Consider the following 25,291-nt stretch of genomic DNA (forward strand, 5'->3'; position numbering starts at 1 on the left):
AATCGGCTTTATGCCGATTTTACTTCTCTCTCCCTCCTTCAAGACTAGATTGCCAGTCTTTAAGTTCTTGCCATTTCCCTTCGTAAGCTAATTTGGCTTGTCTTGGCCATGTGCCTGGGTCATGAAATTGAAAGCGTTCTCCAGCTTTCATTAATATTTCTTTACATCTATCTACAGACGTTTCCGATAATAACTTCCAAGATTGAATGCCCGATGTTTTAAATAATTCTTCAATTTTTGGACCAATACCTTCTATTATTTTCAAATCATTTTCGTGAATTTTTTTACCAAAAACAGCTTTTGCAAATGATGGATCAAATATAACGGGACCAATATTTTCTCTAGGTTGTGTAATAAATGGATTTATGTTATCATTTGATTTTTGATCATTAATTTGTAATCTAAGTTTTTCTAAATCGCCTCTTAATTGAGAATTCATTCTCTTGTAATTGTTTAAATCGTCTTGTAACGAATTTGCTTCTTCAGAGAAATCTTTTCTACCAGATTTACCAATTAAATAACCAAGTAATCCGCATATAATGCCTACAATAGCTGGAATTAAAATACAAGGTATACTCATTGTTTTATGTTAGTTTGGGTTGTTACTTTATTGAAATTTCTGTTCTTCTATTTTTAGCTCTTCCTTCATCTGTTTCATTGGTTGCAATTGGCATTTTTTCGGCTTTTCCTTCTGCTAATATTTTATTTGAAGAAACTCCATTACTGATTAAATAATTTTTAGCGAATTCTGCTCTTTTTAATGAATGGTATTCATTGGAATGATTTGGACCAGTTGTATTATCTGTATGTCCTGTAATTAATATTTTTGAACCTTCAATATGATTTAGATAGTCGATAATTTGACCAAGTTTAATTTTCTCTTGTTGTGTTAATTCTATCGTAGATTGACCAGTGTTAAAATATAATCTTATTGGATTTTTGTTGATCTCTGTTTTAAGTTGGTTCCAATTATTAACTTCAGCAGCAGTCGTTTTTTCATTAATTAAATTAAAATGGATTGAATTAATTAAAGTATCATTAGAGTTCTCAAGATTATCATTAACTGTACTCGAAATAGTTATTTTGTCTTCTTTAATTCCTTGGTTGATTAAAAAGTTTTTCACCGAAGTTGCACGAGCTAATCCTAAATCGGGAAAAATAGAATTATTTTCCTCTGAAGATTTAAAGATTCCCGTGATATTGAATTTTAAATTAGAACTATTTAACTTTTCTTTTAAGTTTTCAATTCCTAATAATATAGAATCTGAAATGGGTTCTAGAATTGAAAAATTTGAGCTTTTAAATTTAAAATTTTCGTTGGTTTTAAAAGTAGTGTTATCGAAAGTGAAATTAAAACCAGATAAATTATTGTTAGTTTGTTGTGTCGGTGTGGGTACTACCTTTTCAACAGATTTAGAGTTTTGAGCAGATGTTGTTCCACAGCAAAATATATACTGTAGCCAAGTGCCCAGTAGAATTGTAATAATTATTCCTAAAAAGTAAGGTAATTTTTTTGTCATAATTTTACATTTTCGACTTACTATCAAAAATATAAAAAAAAATAACTTTTTTGCAAATAACTATTCTTTAAATGTTAAATTTAATCAACTAAATTGTTAAATATTTAGATAATAAATAAAGAATGTTAAAACAGAAGCAAATGCAACCCAAGCTAGATATGGTAATAATAAATAAGCTGCTTTAGGTTCTATTTTCTTAAATAAAATAAAGGTTTCGTAAATTAGTAACCACAATAAAACAATTTCAATTGATGCTAATAAAAGATTGTTTAAGCCAAAAAATAAAAAAGTCCATAAAACATTAAATAACAATTGAACGCAAAAGAAGAAAAGTGCTTTTTTTACTGCTTCAGTTTGTTTTTCTAATTGATTCCAAATCATTCCAGCTGCTAATCCCATTAAAATAAATAGCATTGTCCAAACTGGTGCAAAAACCGAATTAGGTGGATTAAAGGAAGGCTTCTTTATTTCGGGATACCAATCGTATAAAGAGCTTTGTGTGATTTTGCTTGAAGCAAATCCTAAACCTAAACACACCACAATTGCAATTATAATTCGAATATATTTATTCATGGAACTAATTTTATAGGGCAAAGTAACGAATAATTGGTATTTTTGCCTAAAATTTTCAATATGTATTCAGAAAAGGATTTTGTAGCTTCAACATTTAATTTAGTTCAAAGTGCACAATTTTCTTGGGAAGCACCTAGTAATATTGCCCTAGTTAAATATTGGGGAAAAATAGATAATGAGCTAGATTTTCAAGGAAATAAAGCTTCGCAAATTCCTGCAAATCCTTCTATAAGTTTTACGTTGAATAATTGTAAAACAATTACATCATTGTCTTTCGAACAAAAATCGAGTACTGAAGATTTTTCATTTGACTTTTATTTTGAGGGTCAAAAGAAGGAAGATTTTAAACCAAAAATTCAGAAATTTTTTGAACGTATAGAAGTTTTTTGTCCGTATTTAAAAAACTATCATATTACTATCGAATCAGAAAATACATTTCCGCATAGTTCAGGAATCGCATCTTCTGCTTCAGGAATGGCTGCTTTAGCTATGAATGTTATGAGTTTAGAAAAAGCTTTAAATCCTGAAATGTCTGACGATTATTTCTTTAAAAAAGCGTCTTTTTTAGCACGTTTGGGTAGCGGAAGCGCTTGTCGCAGTGTAAAAGGAGAGGTTGTTATTTGGGGACATCATAAAGATACAAGTGATAGTTCAAATTTATACGGAATTGATTTTGTAGAAAGTCACGAAAAATTCAAGAATTTTCAAGATACTATTTTATTGGTCGACAAAGGTGAAAAACAGGTTTCGAGTACTGTTGGTCACAATTTAATGTACAATCATCCTTTTGCAAATCAACGATTTGTTCAAGCTCAGGATAATTTAACTGCAATCAAAGAGATATTGAAAAATGGTGATGTAGATTCGTTTATAAAATTAGTAGAAAGTGAAGCTTTAACTTTGCACGCAATGATGATGACTTCAATGCCTTATTTTATTTTAATGAAACCTAATACACTTGAAATTATTAATAAAATTTGGAAATTTAGAACAGAAACAGCAATACCAGTTTGTTTTACTTTGGATGCTGGTGCAAATGTACATGTTTTATACCCAGAAAATGTAAAAGAAAAAGTTTTACAGTTTATTCAAAATGAATTAGTTGCATATTGTCAAAATGGTCAGTACATTTGCGACCAAATAGGAAATGGTGCAAACCAATTAAAATAATTTGTATCTTTACTATAAATAAAGCGACAGCATGAAAGGACCGTTATTTTATTCTAAAATTTTACTTTTTGGTGAGTATGGAATTATTCAAGACTCTAAGGGTTTGTCTATTCCTTATAATTTTTACAAAGGTGCTTTAAAAAAGGCGATAACCTTTCAGATAACGCAAAAAAATCTAACGAAAGTTTGATGCGTTTTGCTAACTATTTACAACAACTTCAAGAGGAACAACCAGAATTGGTTACTTTCGATTTAAATACATTACAAAATGATGTTAATGAAGGAATGTATTTCGATTCTAGTATTCCGCAAGGTTATGGCGTGGGAAGTAGTGGAGCTTTAGTTGCTGCTATTTATGATAAGTATGCTCACAACAAAATGACTGTTTTAGAAAATTTAACGCGTGAAAAATTATTGCAATTAAAGGCAATTTTTTCTCAAATGGAATCTTTTTTTCATGGAAAAAGTTCTGGTTTAGATCCATTGAATAGTTATTTGAGTTTACCAATTTTAATCAATTCTAAAGATAATATTGAACCCACTGGAATTCCTAGTCAAAGTACACAAGGTAAAGGAGCGGTTTTCTTAATTGATTCTGGAATTGTAGGAGAAACAGCTCCAATGGTAAATATTTTTATGGAAAACTTAAAAGATCAAGGTTTTCGTAATATGATAAAATCTCAATTTATCAAATATACCGATGCTTGTGTAGAAAACTTTTTACATGGCGATGTTAAATCTTTATTTGAGAATACAAAGAAGCTTTCGGGGGTAGTTTTAAATCATTTTAAACCAATGATTCCTGAGCAATTTCACCAAGTTTGGCAAAAAGGAATTGAAACAAATGATTACTATTTAAAACTATGTGGTTCAGGCGGTGGTGGATATATTCTTGGGTTTACACAAGACATCGAAAAAGCTAAAGAATCATTAAAAGATTACAAATTAGAAGTAGTTTATAACTTTTAATTGGCAAAAGGTAAAAGCAAAAAATGTTGTGAGTTTTTATACACAAAACTCTATTAACCTTTTTTAATATCCTTAACCAACCTAAATATAATGCTAACCCGTAAATCTAAATTATTACTGACCAAAATCTTCAGCTTTTTTTCAGTTGTTAGAGGTTATAATATTTGGGTAATTGCATTAGCACAATATTTATCAGCTATATTTATTTTAGCACCACATGAATCTGCACTCTCTATTTTATTAGATTGGAGGTTGTTTGTTTTAGTTGTTGCTTCATCACTTTGTATTGCTTCGGGTTATATTATAAATAATTTTTACGATGCTAAGAAAGATTTAATCAATCGACCTAAAAAAGCTATGATTGATCGTTTGGTGAGTCAGTCAACAAAACTAAAAGTATATTTCGCTATTAATTTTTTTGTAGTAGTTCTTGCGAGTTTAATTTCTTGGAAAGCAGTTTTGTTTTTTTCGGCTTATATATTTTTACTTTGGTTTTATTCGCACAAGCTTAAAAAATATCCTCTAATAGGAAATTTAACTGCAGCGTTGTTAGCAGTAACTCCTTTTTTTGCAGTATTAATGCATTTTAAGAATTTTTACCATGTAATTTTTGCTCACGCAACGTTCTTGTTTGTTTTAATTTTAATTCGCGAATTAATAAAAGATTTAGAAAATATTGAAGGCGATTTAGCTAACGACTATAAAACAATTCCAGTTCTTTATGGTGAAAAATTAGCCAAAACCATTATTACCTTACTTACTTGTTTTACAGTTATCCCTGTTTTTTTTCTAACAGATGTTTACAATGTAGGGTATATGGAAATTTACTTTTATTTAGGTTTAATTGCTTTACTATTTTTTATAATGAAGTTATGGAAATCAGATTGTAAAGAGGACTACGTAAAACTTCATTTTTTACTAAAGTTTATCATTGTAAGTGGAGTATTTTGTATAGTTCTTATAGAACCTTCAGTTTTAATTAACGGAAAAAAATTACTTTCAACTTATTAGTTATATCTTTGCAAAAAAATAAAAGATATGTCACGTCATCAAGGCAATGATAAAAGAAATCCAGGTTCAGGAAGACAAGGTGGTTATAAAAAAACAAGTCATTCTAGAGGTAATGCACCTGTAAGAAGTAATTCATCTGGATTTTCAAGAAATGAAAATAAATCTGCACAACCAAAAGCGAAACCAGCATCAGATGATATTCGTTTAAATCGTTATATCTCAAACTCTGGAATGTGCAGTAGAAGAGAAGCTGATATTTACATTCAAAGTGGGAATGTAATGGTAAATGGCGAAGTAGTAACCGAAATGGGTTATAGGGTGAAACCTGGCGATGTAGTTAAATTTGATGGAGCAACGATTACACCTGAAAAGAAAGTTTATGTTTTATTAAACAAACCAAAAAACTTTTCAACTTCAGCTGACGGCGTTAGAAGTAATGAAAATGTATTGAGTTTAGTTAAAAATGCTTCAAAATCTCAGTTGCAACCTGTTGGTAGAATGGATAAGACAACTACAGGTTTATTGTTGTTCACTAACGATACCGAATTAATCACAAAATTTTCAAGTCCTAACCAACGTTCGTCTAAATTATATCATGTAAGCTTAGATAAAAATTTAAAATTTGAAGATTTAGAGAAAGTAAAAAACGGTTTATATATTGATGATCACAAAATCTTCGTAGAAGAAATCGATTATATCGAAAATGAAGCTAAATCAGAAATCGGAGTTAAAATGAAAACGGCAAATGTTAAGATTGTTCGTAAGATTTTTGAAGAACTAGATTACAATGTTATTAAATTAGACCGAGTTACTTTTGCTGGTTTAACCAAAAAGAATTTACCAAGAGGCAATTGGCGTTTTTTAACAGAACAAGAAATTATAAATCTTAAAAATATATAAAAAAAGAGCCTAATTGCTCTTTTTTTATCGTTTCATTGCAAAATGTGCTTTAAATTGTGCAGGTTCTCCATTATATAAATAGTCTACGGTGAACCAATAATCAGTTGATGGTAAATCATGGCCATTATATTTTCCATCCCATCCATTGTCCATTGGAGAAAGTTCTTTTAAAAATTTCCCGTAACGATCAAATATATAAATTACAGCATCAGGATGCTCATTTCTTAAATCCCAAATGTTCCATGTGTCATTATAACCATCAGCATTAGGAGTAAAAAATTTAGGATATTTTATAACATTGAAAACTAATACAAAATCCCCGCAATTCCCTAAGGTATCTCTAACTGTTACAGTATGACTTCCAGATGAAATATTATAAAAATTATTGCTTGTTTGAAACTGACCATCATCTAATTGAAAAATGTAATTTCCAAAGCCATTTTCAATAGTTACTGTGGCATTTGCAATATCCTCAAATGGTTGAGTAACGGAAACACTAGCAACAGCTCTACTAGAAATTGTAACTACTGCAGTTGTTGGTAAGTAATTACAATCAGGCGCATTCTCCGGACTAAGTTTTATAGGAGTTATGGTATATGTTCCAGCTTGAATAGCTTCAAAAGTTATTCCATTCCCCAAGACAACACCGTTTAAACTCCATTCAACATCAAATAGTGCAGGATTAAGTCCAGAATCTAAAATAATAGGCTCTAATGTTGCATTTGTTAATGGGTCAACACAGATAATTCCGCCATCAACTTCAAATGTAGGTCTGGGATAAACTGTGAATTGAAAGTGAGTTTCGTCAAAACAATTAGTGTTATTTGTAGCATGTGCATAAACCCAAACATCAAAAGTTTGTGGGCTTTCATCAGGTGCAACACTAAACGTGTAATCGTTAGGGTTAATCAGATCATTGGGATTTCCGCCAGGTTGAGTATAATAGTTAACAGTATAATTTATTGTAGGTCCATTTAAATCTGGAAGAATAAACTCACCACAATGAGTAGTGTTGTTAAGACTGTTAAAGTTAGCAGGATGATTATTTAAATTAGGAGTTTCAGATACAGTGATCGTAATAGTATCTATTTCTTGGCAAGACAACCCGAATCTTCCTGTATTATTAGCTACAACATAAACAGTTGTTACTGTATTAGGTGTATTAAAAACTGTACCTGCTGGGACTAATGTGTCGCCAGCATCCCCTGGAATACCGTTTCCATTAGAGTCTAGATAATAATTAATTGAGTAATTATTGGTTGTTTCTGGAGGGACATGTGTAAGTATTGGTAGCGCATAATTATCAAATTCGCAAACATCTTCATCTGGAAAATCTGGTAAGTCAATCCCGTTATAGAAAACTGTAAAAGGGATATCTACTTCACAAGTAGTATTCGAATCAAAGCTATAAAGATAAAAAGTTTCATTTTCGGTGTATTGTGTGGTTGGGTCTACTACAGTTCCTGTTCCATTAGGTCCTCCTGGAGCAGTATAAATAGTTCCATTCGTCGCGGGGTTAATAGTGTAAAAAGGTCCACAAACAGCATAATCACTTACGGCATCAACTAAAGGACTTGGTAAAATGTTAATAGTAAAAGAGGATTCATTGTCACAATTGTTTGCATCAGGTCCATTATAAATATAATATGTGCCTGGATTTAATGATGTTCCACTCAAATCAATAACTTGATTAGGGAATAATTGTACTTGCCCAGGTACAGAAGGACCTCCAGATAACATATAATAATTTCCATTAGTCAATGGTGGTAAAACAAATTCACCACAATGAGATTCACTAGGTAATGAATCTACTAGCGGACGTGGATTTATAGTAATATTAAAATTAAGGTTGTCTGTACAATTTGGTAATGTAGTAGTATTTGCATAATAATATACTATTTGTGAAGACGTTATAGGTATACTAGGGTCAATAATGTTACCCATGCCGTTTGGTTGGTCATAATAATTTCCAAAAGTGATGGCTGGCAGTGTAAAACTACCACATTCTGTAATTGGAGTAAAAATAGATGTATCTACAATATTTACTTGAAAAGAACTTGCTGGAGAAGGACATGTGCCAACGGTTACTCCATCTGAGCTAATATGGTCTAATGTATTGTATATATATACTGTTTGTGAAGATGTAATTGTGTTTCCTGCAAATAAAGCAGTCCCTGTTCCATTTGGTCCAGTGAAATAGTTTCCATTAGTTAAAGGTTCTAGTGTGTAACTGTTACAATAAGTGACATCTGGTAAAATATCAACTGGTGCTAGTGGATGAATATAGATGTCAAAACGTTCATCTCTACAAGGAATACCATTAACTTCTGCATAGTAATATATTGGTTGCACAATACTTGTTGTACCCGTATTTTCAAATTGTGTTCCAGTAGGAATTAGTGTTCCAGTTCCATTTGGTCCACCAAAGTCACTGTAAAAAGCACCTATGCCTTCTGGTGGTGATGGAACAGAAAAAACCCCGCAATTGTCTAATATAGGTGTAAACTCATCAATAAAGGTAATTAGAAAAGAGGTTTGATTCGTGCATCCAAAAGCATCTGGTCCTGCAAAAATATAATATGTGCCACCATCTTCAATAAAAGCACCTCCTTGCCCTAAATTGGTTCCTGTTCCATCAGGACCTGTAAAATAATTACCATTTGTAATATTTGGTAATGTCGTATTGCTACATTCAGTTATGTTCGTTATTGCGTCAACCAAAGGCAAAGGGCGTACATTAATATCTACTGAAGTGATATCAAAACAAGATGAATTATTACTGTCCTCAATTCTTATCCAAAAGGTTGTTATACCTGTTCCGTTTGTTATGTTAATATTGTTACCAATTGCATTAACACCATTAGTTGCATCACTTTGATTTGTGTAATAGGTAATTGTGTAAGTGCCTGATTGACCATTGATAACATCAATATCATGAATTGATAAATCATACGGAACTCCCGATGAATTATCACAAACATTTTGAAGAGGAATACTACCAGCTGTAATACTTGGATTAACAATTAGGTCAAATTGATATTCGGCATCACAATAAAGTCCAGTTACCGTGTTAAAAATTTTTATATAAATCGTTTGACCTGGACTCATGAAGTTGCCTAAATCGGCTGAAGGAATTGGATTGTTTGCAAGTATATCTGCTTGTGAATCAAAATAATGAACATCATAAATTGCATCGTCAAGACCTAAAAATATTTCATTATTGATTGTTAAATTATAAGGGTAAATGCCTGCGCCAGTATCACAAGCATATAAATCTTGTGGATTATTAACCAACAAATCATTAAAAGTTATTGATTCTTCAATATGACAACTTCCTTTATCAATAATTACTTCATAAACACCTGGTTGAGAAACAGTATAAGTAGGGTTTGTTTCTCCAGCTATAATCATTCCATTTAAAAGCCATTGAAAAGTATAGGTATTGTCTAAACCTGTATCAAGAATATATTCATCTCCAGCACAGATGATTTGATCAGGGCCTAAATCGAAATTTGTAGTAAAACTCCCAGCTCCAATAAAGACAGCAGAATCGTAATCGGCATCACCAAAATCTGCTATAGACATTCGTATTCTGTAAGGATTATTTGGAATTACACCTGAAGAAGCGGACATTACAACGGTATGTCCTCTCATGTTCAGAGAAGAAGCTGGTGGATTCGATACGTTATAGGTGCTAAACAAGCCAGGATTTGAAGAGCTACAAGAATTTCCTTCATTAAAAGCAGAGTTTCTTATTGTAAGTACACTTACAGGGTTCGATGTTCCAGGGATTACAGCTAAATTTGTTGTAATGTTCGTAGTTAAATCAGTTAAGGCGAAAGCAAAAATATCGTTCGAACTACATTGAAATTCTCCATATTCATTTGAAGCAAAGAGAAAGTTGAAACTAAATGAATTAGAAGTAGGAATGAATTCAAATTCTAAAAAACCTACATCAACAATAGAAGTAGATTGTCCACTACTTTGATTGCTTAAATTTTGTAAAAAAGGATCTGGATTATTGTTTATTGCAGAACTTAAGTTTGTATTTGTGTACTGTCCTTGAGTAAAATTGATATTCCCATTTCTAATAATAACTCCATCAAGCATTGGAAAACTCGAACCATTTTGATTGAAGTACCCAACAGATTGATTTCCTGACATGTTTGTACTGGTAATTTCAATACATGAATTGTTAATCAGTAAATCTACTAATTGAGTTGAAGTATAAGTGTTATCCACGGTTATACTTTGGGAATAGGACACTATTCCTAGTATTAGGAAAAATAATGTAACTAAATTTTTCATGAGATTTTGGGCTTAAATCTTTATAAAGTTAACAAATATATTGTTTTCAATATATAAATTAAACAAAAAAAGGCTTTGATTATTACAATCAAAGCCTTTTGAATTATTTTTCTTACGTATTAATCGTTCAATTTTAAAACAGCCATAAATGCTTCTTGTGGAATTTCTACATTTCCAACTTGACGCATTCTCTTTTTACCTTTTTTCTGTTTTTCCAATAACTTACGTTTACGTGAAATATCTCCACCATAACATTTTGCAGTTACGTCTTTACGAAGTGCTTTAATCGTTTCACGCGAAATAATTTTAGCTCCGATAGCAGCTTGAATTGGAATGTCAAATTGTTGTCTTGGGATTAATTCACGTAATTTTTCACACATTTTTTTACCAATGGTGTAAGCGTTGTCTTCGTGAATTAAAGCCGATAAAGCGTCAACTTGATTTGCATTTAAAAGTACATCAAGTTTTACTAATTTAGAAGTTCTCATACCAATTGGATGGTAATCGAATGATGCATATCCTTTAGAAACCGTTTTTAATCTGTCATAAAAATCGAATACAATTTCAGCAAGTGGCATATCAAAATTTAACTCAACTCGCTCAGGAGTTAAATAAGTTTGATTTGTGATTACGCCTCTTTTTTCAATACACAAACTCATGACATTTCCTACGAAATCAGATTTTGTAATGATGGTTGCCTTAATAAACGGCTCTTCAACTCTATCTAATTTTGAAGGTTCTGGTAAATCAGATGGATTGTTTACAATAATAGCAGTTTCAGGTTCTTTTTTAGTATAAGCTAAATAAGATACGTTGGGAACTGTAGTAATAACCGTCATGTCGAACTCACGCTCTAAACGCTCTTGAATAATTTCTAAGTGTAACATTCCTAAGAAACCGCAACGGAAACCAAAGCCTAAGGCTGCAGAGCTTTCTGGTGCAAAAACTAATGAAGCATCGTTTAATTGTAATTTTTCCATTGAAGCACGTAAGTCTTCAAAGTCTTCTGTATCAACCGGATAAATTCCGGCAAATACCATTGGTTTCACGTTTTCGAAACCAGTAATCATATTAGTTGTCGGATTCTTGGCGTCGGTAATTGTATCACCTACTTTTACTTCCTTAGCTTCTTTAATACCGGAAACTAAATAACCAACGTCTCCACTTGATATTTTTTGTTTCGGAACTTGATTTAATTTTAAGGTTCCTACTTCATCAGCAAAATATTCTTTACCAGTTGCCATGAATTTAATTTTCTGACCTTTTGTAATTTCTCCATTAATAACACGGAAAATTACTTCAATTCCTCTAAAAGGATTGTAATGCGAATCGAAAATTAAAGCTTGAAGTGGTTCTTCAACATCTCCTTTAGGAGCTGGAACTTTTTCAATAATAGCCTCTAATATTTTATCTACTCCAAAACCTGTTTTTCCAGAAGCATGAATAATATCTTCTAAGTCGCATCCTAATAGGTCAATAATATCGTCACTTACTTCTTCAGGATTAGCACTTGGTAAATCTACTTTATTTAAAACTGGAATAATTTCCAAGTCATTTTCTAAAGCTAAATACAAATTAGAAATAGTTTGCGCTTGAATACTTTGTGCCGCATCAACAATTAATAAGGCTCCTTCACAAGCTGCAATAGAACGAGATACTTCGTATGAAAAGTCAACGTGACCTGGAGTATCAATCAAATTCAAAATATATTTTTCGCCTTTGTATTCATATTCCATTTGGATTGCGTGACTTTTAATGGTAATTCCACGTTCACGCTCTAAGTCCATATTATCAAGCAATTGCGCTTTTTCTTCACGAGCTGTTACGGTTTGCGTAGCTGCTAATAATCTATCTGCCAAAGTACTCTTACCATGGTCAATGTGCGCAATAATGCAAAAATTTCTAATATTCTTCATCTTCAAAAAACTATCGTTTTCCCTAAATACTATGGGATTCAATCTGCAAATATAATTCAAAGTTTTCATTAAAAAACAGCTATTTCAGTGAAGTAGCTATAAAAGTTTTAAAAAATCGTATTTTTGCAAAAAATAATACACTTATGCCCAAAATTGGCAACATAGAATTACCTGAATTTCCTTTGCTTTTAGCTCCAATGGAAGATGTAAGCGATCCACCTTTTCGTAGATTGTGTAAACTTCATGGAGCCGATTTAATGTATTCTGAATTTATTTCTTCAGAAGGATTAATTCGTGATGCGATTAAAAGTCGTCAAAAATTAGATATTTTCGATTACGAACGTCCAGTTGGAATTCAAATTTTTGGTGGAGATGAAGAAGCAATGGCGATGAGTGCTAAAATTGTGGAAACGGTTCAACCTGATTTAGTGGATATTAACTTTGGGTGTCCGGTCAAAAAAGTAGTTTCTAAAGGTGCTGGTGCAGGTGTTTTAAAAGATGTTGATTTGATGATTCGCTTAACAAAAGCGGTTATTAATAGTACTTCATTACCCGTTACGGTAAAAACACGTTTAGGTTGGGATGAAGATTCGATAAATATTGATGAAGTTGCTGAACGTTTACAAGATATTGGTGTGCAAGCGTTGAGTATTCATGCAAGAACAAGAGCGCAAATGTATAAAGGTCATTCCGATTGGGCGCATATTGCACGCGTGAAAAACAATCCGAGAATTACCATGCCTATTTTTGGTAATGGTGATATTGATTCTCCTGAAAAAGCGTTGGAATATAAAAACAAATACGGTGTTGATGGAATTATGATTGGTCGCGCGGCGATTGGTTATCCTTGGATTTTTAATGAAATTAAACACTTCATGAATACAGGTGAACATTTACCAGTTCCAACAATGAAAGATAGAATTGAAGCCGCTCGTAATCATTTAATTTGGAGTGTAGAGTGGAAAAATGAAAGAGTAGGAGTAGTAGAAATGCGTCGTCATTATACGAATTACTTTAAAGGCATTCACGGATTTAAAGAATATAAACAAAAGTTGGTAACGACAGATGGATTACACCAATTACTTGATGTTTTTAAAGAAATTGAAGAAGTGTATGCTGATTATCAGTTTAGTGAGTAATTAATTGATTTTAAATGTTTTTAAAGGAATATAAATTGAAACATTTAAGCTATTATAATTATATATTTTTTCGAGGAATAGACTTGTGTAAAATCTAGTATAATGATTCTTATTAAGTTTTATTCTATAAGAAGTTTCAATACCTAGTTCATAGTTTGTAATGCTTTTATAAATATTAAAATTCATATAAGGGGAAATAGTAATATTATTACTGAAACCATCATTTGAATTTATATCTTTTGATAAACTTATTTGAAAACCGTTTTTGTTATCTAAAGGAGATAAATTAGTATATCCTAATCCAAAATTTAAAATTTTATCAAACCCACCAAAATAGATTATCGATTTTAATTCAAAATCTGGATTTTTAAAAATGTAGTTCAATTTGTTTTTTTCATAATTAAAATGAATGCCATCATAGTATTTGTTTTTAGAAAAAATTGAATATTTACTTATTGTAGTTTTCAATCTGTAATTTTCATTAAATCCTTTTTGAAAGATAATTGAAGAATTTAATTTGATGGAAGTTTTATTAATTTTATTTACATAATAACCTGATTTTATTCCAAGTGGAAGCCTATAAGTTCCATAAAAATCTGTAAATAAATAAGAATTTGTATTTTTTACTTTGTAAAACATTAAACTTCCTCCAGACCAATAGCTAAAATCATTTGGTAATAAGTCGTTAAATTCTTTATCAATTGAGTCAAGTTTTATAATTGTCTCAATTTTTTCTATAAACTGACTTAATTTTTTTACTTCTAATAAAGTTGAATCTTGAGCTTTGGGAGTCCAATATGCTTTTTTTGAATATTTTTTATTTTTATTTATTTCGATTACATAAGTAATCCCGTCAAATCCATTCTTCCAATTTAAAATTTCATTTTGATTTGGAATTGTCTCTATTTTACTTGAATCAATAAGAGAATTGATTAAAAATATTTTATGTTGAGACAAATAATATTTTTTAAAAATGGTATCAGTTATCTTATTGTGTTTCTCTTGGAAAATGAATTTGGTAACTAAACCTTTATTTTTATTCAATGAATCATTAAAAACATCAATTTTAGTACCATAAAATGATAATCTGAAATGAAATTGATTTGAAGTTTCTTCAATATTTTCTAAATCAATTTTATTTAAAAGATTAGCTTCTTGACAAAAACTAATTTGAAAAAATAAAGATAAAATAGTCAAGAGATAAAACTTGTTCATTTTGATTTTTTAATTATTCTTTATTTTTATAGAGTTGTAATTTTATAAAAAGGTTGGATTAAATTTTAAAATATTTACAACACCATTTCCTCGTAACTTAAAATCGTAGTATAACCTCTTTCAATAAAATAATCTTTTGGGTTGTGTTTTGAAATGACCATCACAAAATCGCCACCCCAAGCGCCTAAACTTTTTACGACACCTTTCAAATCTGGAAATAATCTTTCTTTTACGGTTTCGGTTTCTAAAACATCGCTCATAATGGCCTGATGTTTTTCCATTAATAACGCAAAATCACGACCTTCATTTATAGTTATAGCTTCGTTTGTTATCGCAGAAATTTTAGCTATTGTTTTATCTACATGATGATGTTTGGCTAAATAATTTGCAATAGCAGCCGAACTACTTTGCTTTTGGTTTAAATACACAAAGTGTATATTTTCTTTAAAAGCCGGATTGAAATCTACTTTTTCGAAAAAAGGTTTTTCATCTTCCAAATGATAGATAATTGGCGCATCGGTTTGTGCGCAAGCGACATCATAACCACTTCCGCCAAAACTTTTACGCAATAACTCAAAAGCATCAATTTCTAACCATTGTGCAATGTTGTTAATTAAAGTCGATGAGGTTCCTAAACCCCAAAGTCTAGGAAATGTTAGATGTGTTTTTACATCATATCCTTTTGCTTTGTCAATAAAACTTGGATTTTGTTTATAGGCTTGGTGTAATATGTCAATCAGTTTATTTTTAATTGAACTTGAAGTTTCTGACTTTGTTTTAGATATAATTTCTTGAAATGTAATGATGTCTTGAAACCAAATTGATAAATCCTTGTCATAACTTGTCCAATGAAAAACAAATCCGGTATCGTCTTTTATTTCTAGAGTTTGTCCAAATTTTGTAGGAACGGCTAATGCTTTGGCGCCATCTAATACTACGTATTCGCCTGTTACTAATAGTTTTCCGTTACTGTAGAATTTTTTAGTTTCCATCATTTGTTTTTTAGCCCCGATTGAGCAATTGTTGGAGCTCTTTTATTTGTCTTTTTGTTTGAACTGACAAATAAAAAGCGACTTGCGAAAGCGGGAAAGAGCTTCTAATTTTTACATTTCGACAAGCTCAATGTGACACAATTGTCAGGCTGAGCTTGTCGAAGCCTATTTTCTTAAACTTTCTAAATAATCTACCACTAAACTATGTGAAATGGTGGTGTCTTTAAAATATTCTAAAACTTGTTGTTTTTCTTCTTTAGTTGCGTGATGTTGGTTTAAGATATTCATGATGTGCATTTTCATGTGTCCTTGTTGAATACCTGTTGTAGTTAACGAACGAACCGCAGCAAAATTTTGTGCCAATCCAGTTACGGCAACAATTTTCATTAATTCTTCTGCTGATGGTTTGCCTAACATTTCTAAAGAAAATTTCACTAAAGGATGTAATGAAGTTAAGCCGCCAATAGTTCCTAATGCTAATGGAACATCTAACCAAAAAGTAAAAATTCCGTTTTCTATTTTCGCATGAGAAAGACTTGAATATTGTCCGTTTTTGCTTGCATATGCATGAACACCTGCTTCTACAGCTCTAAAATCGTTTCCGGTTGCAAGAACAACAGCATCAATTCCATTCATGATGCCTTTGTTGTGTGTAACGGCTCTGTAAGGTTCGATTTCTGCAATTTTGACGGCGTTTACGAATTTTTTGGCAAATTCTTTTCCGTCGATAGAAGCCATATCGCTCATATTTTCAACCGGACAAGAAACCTCGGCACGAACAACACAATTTGGTACATAATTACTCAAAATACTCATGATAATTTGAAGATTTTTTTCTTCTTCAGTAAAATTATCGTAGGCGTGTGCTTCGTTTTCTAGTGTTTTAGCAAATTGCTCTAAACAAGTATTAATAAAATTAGCACCCATACTGTCTTTTGTGTTGAAAGTAGCATGAAGTTGGAAATAATTTTCTAATTCTGAAGTTTTATCGCGTAATTCGATATTGAGAATTCCACCACCACGTTTTTGCATGTTTTTGGTAAAACTTTCAGTATCGCTAAAGAATTTTGGTTTTATTTCGTTGAAAAATGTTTGTAATTTTTCTTTACTTCCATTGAATAAAAAATGAACCTGACCAATTTTTTCTGTTCCAATAATAGTTGCTTTAAATCCGCCACGTTCACCCCAAAATTTAGCGGCTTTTGAAGCTGCCGCAACTACCGAACTTTCTTCAATTGCCATGGGAACAGTATAAAGTTTGCCATTAATTACAAAATTTGGAGCTACACCATAAGGAAGATAAAAGTTTGTAATAGTATTTTCGATAAATTCATCATGAAGTTTTTGAATGGCTTCATTTGAATTCCAGTACTGTAAAACAATTTCTTTAGCTTGAGCAGGATTGTGGAAATAAGTGTTTGCAATCCAGTCTATTTTTTCTTCTTTTGAAAGTTTAGAAAAGCCTTTAATTTCTTGATTCATTTTTATAAAAAATTGAAATGCAAAGATACTAAAGAGATTGCTTTTAGAGTGTGTTTACCCATTTAAAAATGGTTTCGTCGAAAATATTTTTATCTATAGGTTTTAAAATAAAATCGTTCATACCAATATCCATGCATTTGTCTTTCTCTCCTGCAATTACTCCAGCAGTTAATGCAATTATTATGGCATTTGGGTTTAGTTTTCTTATTTCTTTTGTAGCTTCATAGCCATTCATTACGGGCATTTGTATGTCCATTAATACAATATCGGGCTTGTATATTTTGTAATTTTGAACGGCTTCTAATCCGTTTTCGGCTTCAAAAATGCTCACGTTAGAAAATTTCTTTGTAAGTAATGTTTTAGTTAATAATAAATTTATCTTATTGTCTTCTACAATTAAGACTTTGAAATTTTCTTTGGTTATTTTCTCAATAGTTTTTGAAGTTTTAACTTCTTTTTCATCGGGATTGTTAAGTTTGTTTAAATAGTTTTGAAGTACTTCAATTTTTAATGGTTTTACAATAGCATTAGCATTTTTGTAGTTGTCAATTTCTTTAAATACGCTGGTAGAGTTTTGCATAATTAAGAATTGTACTTTGGGATGAGTTTGAATAATTTCTGTTACAGAATTACTTCCTAAATATTCAAAATCTAAAAGTACTAATTTAAAATTTTCAAAATTAATATTCCTAATTTCGGGAGTCGATTCGCTCTCAATACCAAAATTTTTAAATGTTTTTCTAATTAGGGCACTGATGTAGTTATTGTCTTCAACAATTAGAACATTGTCTATTTTATTGTTCGTTAATTTTGTTAATCTTTCGCAAGGTTTTGATTTTAGTTCTAAAGCAAAACTAAATTTACTTCCTTTATTTACCTCGCTTTCTATTACAAGTTTGCTGTTCATCATTTTTAATAAACTATTCGTAATGGAAAGTCCTAATCCAGTTCCTCCATAATTTCTTGTGGTAGAGCTATCTTCTTGGGTAAAAGCTTCTAGTACTTTGGATTGATTTTCTGGTTTTATCCCTACGCCAGTATCAATGATTTCAAAGTTTAAAATTGATTTGTCAGTTGTTTTTTCTAGTAAAGTAACTTTGATAATAATTTCGCCTTCGTGAGTAAATTTTATTGCATTGCTAAGTAGGTTTTGAATAATTTGTTTTAATCGGATTTCATCTACCCAAATGTTACATTCTACATTGTTATCGATATCTACAATGAGTTCTAGGTTTTTTTGATGTGCATTGAATTTCATCATGTCGATAGTTTGATCGATAATATGATGAAGATTGGTTTTTTTGTTTTCTAAAATAAGTTTTCCGGCCTCAATTTTTGATAAATCTAAAATGTCGTTTACAACATCTAATAAACTTTGAGCCGATTGATTTACAGTGTTTAGATATTGAGATTGTATTTCGCTTATTGGAGTGTTTAATAATAATTTGCTAAAACCTATAATTCCGTTTAATGGAGTTCTTATTTCGTGACTCATGTTCGCTAAAAAAGCAGATTTAGCTTTGTTTGAACTTTCGGCTAATTCTTTTGCTATAATAGCATTTTCGATTTGTTTTCGTTCTGTTACATCTAAAATCACTCCTTCTAAATACTCAACTTTTCCATCGATAATGATACTTTCTCCGTATTCCTCAATCCATTTTATAGTACCATCTTTTCTAATTATTCTACATGTTACAACAAATGGTTCTTTTTTATTTACAGCTTCAGAAATTATTTTTACAGCATTTGTTCTGTCTTCGGGATGGTACAAGTCTAAAAGTTTTATCGTTCCATCAAAAAAACTATCCTTTTTATAGCCTGTTAAATGCTCAATTTGGTCGTTTAAGTATATTTTTGAACGTTCCTCATCATATTTAACTAGATAAACTGCTGCAGGGATATTATTCGCGAGAAGTTTAAACTTTTCTTCACTTTCTTTTAGGGCATTTTGATTTTTGATTTTAATAATTGAAATAGCCATATTGTTAGCTAATGCTTCTAATACAGAAACTGTAAATTCATCCCATTTTTCTGTTGTAGTATTAGAATCTATACCAAGATATCCTATTAAATCATCGCGATGTACAATAGGAATTATCAAAGCCGATTTTAAATTTCTATTTTTAAGTTTTGCTTTTAAGTCTTCATTTTTAATATCATCAACAATGAGGTGAAATGATTTTTTTTGCAATAAGTTTTCAAACATTTCAGGAAGACTTTCAGAATCTAAGTTTTGATAATTTGGATTGTTTAGATTTAATTCATTAGTATCTGCAAACCATTCAAATTGCTGATTTACACGATTTGTATCTTTGTGATATTCGTAAAAACAAATTCGATCCGATTTTATTAATCTGGTTAACTGGCCTAAGGATTCGTCAAAAACATCGTCGAGCGAAGTCTTCTGAATAAGTTTATTAGTGAATTTTGAAAATAAACCGAGTACTTCATTTTTATATAATAATTGAACTTCTGCCTTTTTTCTTTTATTTGATTCAAAAGCCAGTGCAATAACATCTGAAATAGTTTTGGCAAAACTTATTTCGTCGTTTGTCCATTTTTTAATTTCATTAATTTCTTCAAAACAGATTACTCCAAATAATTTTCCTGAAATATAAATAGGAATGTCTAATAAAGATTTGATGTTGTTCTCTATAAAATAATCGTCTTTAAATTCTTCTAGTGTTGCATTTTCAAAAACATTAGAAGCAATTATTATAGGCTCATTTTCTAGTGCATTAAAATATTTTGGATAATTGGTTTTAAACAATTCGCCTACAGAATTATGTACTTTTTTATGTTTAATATAGATATTATAGAGTTCAAGTTTAGTTTCAGAATAGAGCCAAAATCCTACGCGATCAATATTTAAACCTTTTGAAGCTTCTTCGCAAATATGTTCTAATAGTACTTTTTGATTTTCAAAATTTATAAAGTTTAGAGTTGATAATTGATTTGAAATTGCGTTTAAATGAGTCGCTTTTTTAATGCGTTCTTGTTCTTCAATTTCAAGTAATTTAGAAGTAGTAATATCTCTAATAATTGATGAAAAACCAATAATTCTATCGCTTTCATTTTTTTTAATTGTTACACTTTGTGAAACCCAAATTGTTTCGCCGTTAGATTTTCTTATAGGAAACTCTTTTATTTCAAATTCACTCAAATTTTTTTCGTGAATTGTATAAAAATCTACCACTTCTTTTTTGTATTCTTCGGGAACAAAATCAGAAAAATGTTTCCCAATTAATTCATTTTCTGAATATCCTAAATGTTCATAAGTAAATTTGTTTACATAAATAATATTACCATTTTTATCACACTCGTAAATAATGTCTCTTGCTGATTGCACTAAATCGGAGTACTTTTTTTCTAAACTTATTTTTTGGGTAACATCTTGCCCATTCGCTACAAATAAGTTGTCGGAATATTTATAATCGGTCCACTGAATATATTTGATGCCTCCAGATTTAGTTTTAAGTTTACGTATATAAATATGATTTGGTTTAAAAATTAAATTATAATCAATTTTTTTAAATTCAGAATCGCCTGTTAGTTTCCAAAAATTTTCTCCCAAAACTTCTTCAGGTGTAAAACCTAGTATTTTTTCAATTGATTGTCCACAAAATTCTAAATTACCATTTCGATCCGTTGCAATAGTTAATGAGTTTGAATTATCAATTATACTTTTGGAAAAAATGATTTTTTCATTAGAATTAAAGACAGAGATTCTTCGGGCATAATTAATAAATAAAATAACGATGGAAAGTACAATTAATGAAATGTTTTCTACTGGTTGCCATTTATTAACCAAAATAGAAAAGATAATGAGTATTAAACTCACAATAACAAATGTGATGTAATGGTTTGGTTTTGGAAGTGCAATGTATGAATAATATAAAACCATAGTGACTTCGGCATATGTAATGAAGTCAAATTCGCGAGTTAAAAGTTTTGTAAATACAAGTGTTCCAAATCCTAAAAAATAGATAAGTTGAATATGGTTGAGGTTCTTTTTGATAAACATGCTTTTCTTCTCGAGGAAAAATACAGAAAGGCATAAAAATCCCATTATAAAGTTAATCGCCGATTCAACAGGCGGTCTTTTTATAAAAATCAGGTAAAGTATTTCTGCGAATGGGAAAACAATGCCAATGAATAGAAAATAGATTTTGAGTTCATTACTTGAGGCTTGTCGCTCTGATAAGTTTTTTACGATGTCTTTGTTAAATTTTGATGAACTATCAATAATCCCTTTAAATAAGAGTGTTATGCAAATTAGAAAAGGGATTAAAAACCACCATTTAAAATAAAAAGGAGTTTCTATTCTAAAATTATAGCTTTTGGGCTCACTTAATTCATTGCCGAACTTATCTACGGCCTTGTAGAAAAAAGTGTGATTTCCAAAGTCAATATTTGAATAACTAATCTTGTTTTGTTTTGAAGGTTTACTCCAGCCGTTATTAACACCAGTTAAATAATAAGAATAATAGACTTCTTCTGTATTAGTTGGATTTAAAAGACAAAATTCGAAAGTTAAATCATTTTCATCATTTTTAAATTCATAATTTTCTGTGGGAATGTTAAACCACTTATTTGTTTGTCTATTTTCTTTCCAATTAATGTTTTTATTGGCAATGTTAATCCCCGTTAGCGCTATGGGAGATTTATATTTGTTTTTGGATTCGTAAAAATTTAAAAATTTAAAAAGACCTTTAGCGGTACCAAAGTAAAATCCGCCCTCTATATCTTTACATTGTGAACGTATATTTAATTCTAATCCTTTAAAACCATTTTTACCATTGTAGTTAAATATTTTTGTAATATTTCCTTCATTTGTAACGGTTAATTTATCGATTCCGAAATTTGTTCCTAAATAAACGTTCCCCTTTTTATCGGCAGAAAGCGTGTAAGAAAGTCCAGATGTTAAGCCACTTTTAGTGCTAAAACTCTTAATCTTCTCTTTGCAAATAGAGTACAGTTTACTATTTGAAGCAAACCAAAAGTTTCCATAGCTATCTCTTGTAGAACAATTGAAATTAATTTTTGGAATTTTATTGGTGGATGAAAAATTATTGTTTTCATCAAGGCTTATAAGATGTAATCCAAAGTTTGTAGTAATATACCAGTTTTTACTATCTATTTCTTGTATTGAAGTAATATTAAAACTTCCAAATTTTTCTGGTAAAATTGCTTGTGCATGATTTTTAATTTCGTCGAAAATAAATAGACCCGATGTTGTTGCTAATAATAAATTTGTCTTGTCTTTTTTGTGTATTGCATTAATTGTAGAACTGTCAATTTTTGATGAGGTATTTATTTTATTGCCTATATTTTTTTGTAATTTGTATAAACCAAAATTTGAACCTGCGTAAATAGTTTCATTAGATTTAATAATGGATTTAAAAGTTTTTCCGTCAAAAAATATTCTATCCAATTTAAATTCTTGTGAGTCGCCTTCCACATATCTGTAGAGTCCTTTTTTTTGTATTCCAACATATAAATACTCTTCTGTTGATAAAATGCTATAAATATATGGAGATTCTAAACCTGTAATATTTGAATAACCATAAAACGGTTGGAATTGAGAACTAATTAATCCGGTTCCATGTGTACCATAGTATAATTTTCCCACATTGTCTTGTAACATGCAAGTAACATTTTTACCATTAAAACCATTATCCTTAGTTATAATGTTAAAATAGTTTTTAGTGTACATGGCAACACCTTCTTCATTTTCGCCTGCTATCCAAAAAAAACCGCTATTTCCTTTTAAAATTTTTGTTACATGAAATGGTCTACCGTCGTTTTGAGTGAGTTTGTTTTCTAAGGTAATTTCTAATGTAGGATTGTTTTTTATAGAATAAACAAACCCTTCAGATGTTCCAATTATTGCTTGATTTTCTTTTGCTTTAGCAATAGTTACATATTCTTTTAAAATGTCATTTCGAATCTGTTTTAATTTAAAATCAGGAGACAATGCAAATAAACCTGAGTTGGTGCCTAAAAAAAGAATACCTTGAACGTCCTGAAAAATTGAGTTTACTTCATCGAATTTATTTTGATTCGAAATAGTTTGTTGTACTTTATAATTGTCGTCTATGACTAATATTTCATTATCTAAAAAACAGTATATGTGTTTTTTGCTGACAAATAATTTTATTAAGTTTCTATTTTCTTTTGGCAGATAAATTGTCTTAAATATTTTTTCGCCATCAAAAACTAAAATACCCGAGTATTTTGTAGAAAAAACTATATTGTGGTTATGGTCTTCAACTACATCAGTAACAAAAAAACCTTCTTTTTCGTTGTAGTTGTTAAACTGCTCAAAGGAAGTTCCATCATACTTAATTAATCCAGTTCCTTCAGTTCCAATCCAAATTAAATTTCTAGAATCTTGTATGATTGAAGTTATAGAAGAAGAAGGTAATCCATTTTCTTGAGAAAAAACATCATAATCATATACCTGAGCTTTTAAGCTCGGTAAAAAAGAAAAAAATAGAAAATAGAGTAAAATTTTTCTTATCATTAAATCTTGGAGTAAGATTTTAAAGCTATGAAATTAATAAAACTTTATGAAAAATTTTAAAAATAAATCAAATTATTCTTGAAGTTGATAATTTTTGATAATCTTAAAAAAGCTTGTTAGGCTTGGGTTCTATTAGGTTTTAACATAAAAAATGTGGTAGTTTCATATTTTTTCACTAAAATTGGAGGTTTTTTACCCAAAATATTATGAGATTTTTAAAATTATCGTTTCTTTTTTTATTGTTTGTATCGGCTTCTGTGTATAGCCAAAAGAGTTAACTCTTGAAGAAATTTGGTCTGGCGCATTTCGTACTCAAGGTATGGATGAGTTAAATGCGATGAAAAACACGAACCAATATACGGTACTAAATTTTGACAGAGCGACTCGTTCTATGCAAATCGATTTGTTTGATTATGCAACTTTAAATAAGGTTTCTACTTTAATCGATTCTAAAGATTTTCAAGAATTAAGAGGAATAGATTCTTATAGCTTTAATGCAAAAGAAAATCAAATTTTAATTGCTAATAATTCAGCTCAAATTTTCCGTCATTCTTTTACAGCCGATTATTTTTTATATGATATGGCTTCTAAAAAAATTACAAAAATTGCAGATTATCAAATTCAAGAACCAACATTTTCTCCTGATGGTACTAAAATAGCGTATGCTTATCAAAACAATTTGTATGTATATGATATTGCATCAAAAAAACACCAGCAAATTACAACTGATGGAAAGAAAAATGTAGTGATTAATGGTATCACAGATTGGGTTTATGAAGAAGAATTTGCATTTGTAAGAGCTTTCGATTGGAACAAAACAGGGGATAAAGTTGCCTTCATTCGTTTTGATGAATCTCAAGTTCCTGAGTTTTCAATGGATATGTATAACCAAGGTTTGTATCCTACTCAAGAAGTTTTTAAATATCCTAAAGCTGGTGAAAAAAATTCGGATGTTTCACTTCATATTTATGATCTAAATACAAAGCAAATAAAACAAGTAGATTTGTCGAAATATAACGATTTTTACATTGCGCGTTTGCAATGGACAAATGAAGCGAATACTTTAAGTGCACAAGTTTTAAATCGCCATCAAAATAATTTAGATTTACTTTTTGTTGATGGAAAATCTGCTTCATATAAAGTTGTTTTAAATGAAACAGATAAAGCGTATGTTGATGTAACGGATAATTTAACTTTTTTGAGTGACAATAGTTTTATTTGGACATCAGAAAAAGATGGGTTTAATCACATTTATTATTACGATAAAACAGGTAAATTAAAAAATCAGGTAACAAAAGGAAACTGGGAAGTAACTGCTTATTATGGTTTCGACGAAAAAATAAAACAGTTTACTATCAATCTGTTGAAAATGGTTCAATAAATCGCGATGTTTATGCTGTTAAAATAGATGGAAAAGGTAAAAAGAGATTGTCAAATCAAACAGGCACTAACAATGCTACTTTTAGTCCAAATTTCCAGTTTTACATCAACAGTTTTTCAAATGTAAATACTGCGCCGGTTTACACTTTAAATAGTTCTAAAGATGGCAAAACAGTTAAAACTATTGTTG

General features: G+C 30.2%; 13 protein-coding genes and 2 pseudogenes. 6 read left to right on the forward strand and 9 right to left on the reverse strand.

From position 1 onward, the window contains the following. Positions 1-19 precede the first annotated feature (19 nt). The 3 genes from GCU34_RS11900 to GCU34_RS11910 all read right to left on the reverse strand — a co-directional run bounded on the left by GCU34_RS11900 (position 20) and on the right by GCU34_RS11910 (position 2,093). Complete coding sequence (locus GCU34_RS11900; RefSeq protein WP_072781791.1) at positions 20-580, reverse strand: hypothetical protein; 561 nt, start codon at positions 578-580, stop codon at positions 20-22. 22 nt (positions 581-602) lie between these two features. Further along, entirely contained in the window at positions 603-1,520 is a 918-nt protein-coding gene (locus GCU34_RS11905; protein WP_072781789.1) for an OmpA family protein, read from the reverse strand. 96 nt (positions 1,521-1,616) lie between these two features. Further along, on the reverse strand, positions 1,617-2,093 hold the full coding sequence (locus GCU34_RS11910; protein ID WP_072781787.1) for a TspO/MBR family protein: 477 nt from the start codon (positions 2,091-2,093) through the stop codon (positions 1,617-1,619). 60 nt (positions 2,094-2,153) lie between these two features. On the opposite strand from GCU34_RS11910, the gene mvaD reads away from it, so the two are divergent. The 4 genes and pseudogenes from mvaD to GCU34_RS11930 all read left to right on the forward strand — a co-directional run bounded on the left by mvaD (position 2,154) and on the right by GCU34_RS11930 (position 6,143). Continuing rightward, positions 2,154-3,263: a diphosphomevalonate decarboxylase gene (mvaD, locus tag GCU34_RS11915; protein ID WP_072781786.1), complete on the forward strand. Its 1,110-nt coding sequence runs from the start codon at positions 2,154-2,156 to the stop codon at positions 3,261-3,263. A 31-nt stretch (positions 3,264-3,294) separates the two neighbouring features. Then, positions 3,295-4,232 (forward strand): annotated as a pseudogene (locus tag GCU34_RS11920) (mevalonate kinase family protein). A gap of 90 nt (positions 4,233-4,322) precedes the next feature. Next, complete coding sequence (locus tag GCU34_RS11925; protein WP_072781783.1) at positions 4,323-5,243, forward strand: geranylgeranylglycerol-phosphate geranylgeranyltransferase; 921 nt, start codon at positions 4,323-4,325, stop codon at positions 5,241-5,243. A 27-nt stretch (positions 5,244-5,270) separates the two neighbouring features. After that, a complete protein-coding gene (locus GCU34_RS11930) occupies positions 5,271-6,143 on the forward strand; it encodes a pseudouridine synthase (protein WP_072781781.1) in 873 nt (290 codons plus the stop codon). Positions 6,144-6,167: 24 nt separating this feature from the next. On the opposite strand, the gene GCU34_RS11935 is transcribed toward GCU34_RS11930, so the two are convergent. After that, a complete protein-coding gene (locus tag GCU34_RS11935) occupies positions 6,168-10,385 on the reverse strand; it encodes a T9SS type B sorting domain-containing protein (RefSeq protein WP_193702243.1) in 4,218 nt (1,405 codons plus the stop codon). A gap of 185 nt (positions 10,386-10,570) precedes the next feature. Further along, positions 10,571-12,367 (reverse strand): translation elongation factor 4, encoded by a 1,797-nt coding sequence (gene lepA / locus GCU34_RS11940; protein WP_072781777.1) that lies wholly within the window; start codon positions 12,365-12,367, stop codon positions 10,571-10,573. Positions 12,368-12,510: 143 nt separating this feature from the next. Here lepA and dusB point away from each other — a divergent pair, with 143 nt between their 5' ends. Continuing rightward, positions 12,511-13,506, forward strand: a complete 996-nt coding sequence (dusB, locus tag GCU34_RS11945; RefSeq protein ID WP_072781775.1) for a tRNA dihydrouridine synthase DusB — start codon at positions 12,511-12,513, stop codon at positions 13,504-13,506. Here dusB and GCU34_RS11950 read toward each other — a convergent pair whose 3' ends face one another. The 4 genes from GCU34_RS11950 to GCU34_RS11965 all read right to left on the reverse strand — a co-directional run bounded on the left by GCU34_RS11950 (position 13,507) and on the right by GCU34_RS11965 (position 23,721). After that, positions 13,507-14,721, reverse strand: coding sequence for a hypothetical protein (locus GCU34_RS11950; protein WP_143146171.1), 1,215 nt, complete (start codon positions 14,719-14,721; stop codon positions 13,507-13,509). A 74-nt stretch (positions 14,722-14,795) separates the two neighbouring features. After that, positions 14,796-15,716, reverse strand: coding sequence for a GYDIA family GHMP kinase (locus GCU34_RS11955; RefSeq protein ID WP_084656807.1), 921 nt, complete (start codon positions 15,714-15,716; stop codon positions 14,796-14,798). Positions 15,717-15,878: 162 nt separating this feature from the next. Beyond that, entirely contained in the window at positions 15,879-17,195 is a 1,317-nt protein-coding gene (locus GCU34_RS11960; protein WP_072781770.1) for a hydroxymethylglutaryl-CoA reductase, degradative, read from the reverse strand. A 43-nt stretch (positions 17,196-17,238) separates the two neighbouring features. Further along, entirely contained in the window at positions 17,239-23,721 is a 6,483-nt protein-coding gene (locus tag GCU34_RS11965) for a PAS domain S-box protein (RefSeq protein WP_072781768.1), read from the reverse strand. Positions 23,722-24,112: 391 nt separating this feature from the next. Between GCU34_RS11965 and GCU34_RS14150 the strand changes: the two are divergent. Continuing rightward, positions 24,113-25,176: pseudogene (locus GCU34_RS14150) on the forward strand (beta-propeller domain-containing protein); the annotation flags it as partial. Between the last annotated feature and the right edge of the window lie 115 nt (positions 25,177-25,291).

This window comes from Flavobacterium haoranii (genome assembly GCF_009363055.1).
Taxonomy (GTDB): domain Bacteria; phylum Bacteroidota; class Bacteroidia; order Flavobacteriales; family Flavobacteriaceae; genus Flavobacterium; species Flavobacterium haoranii.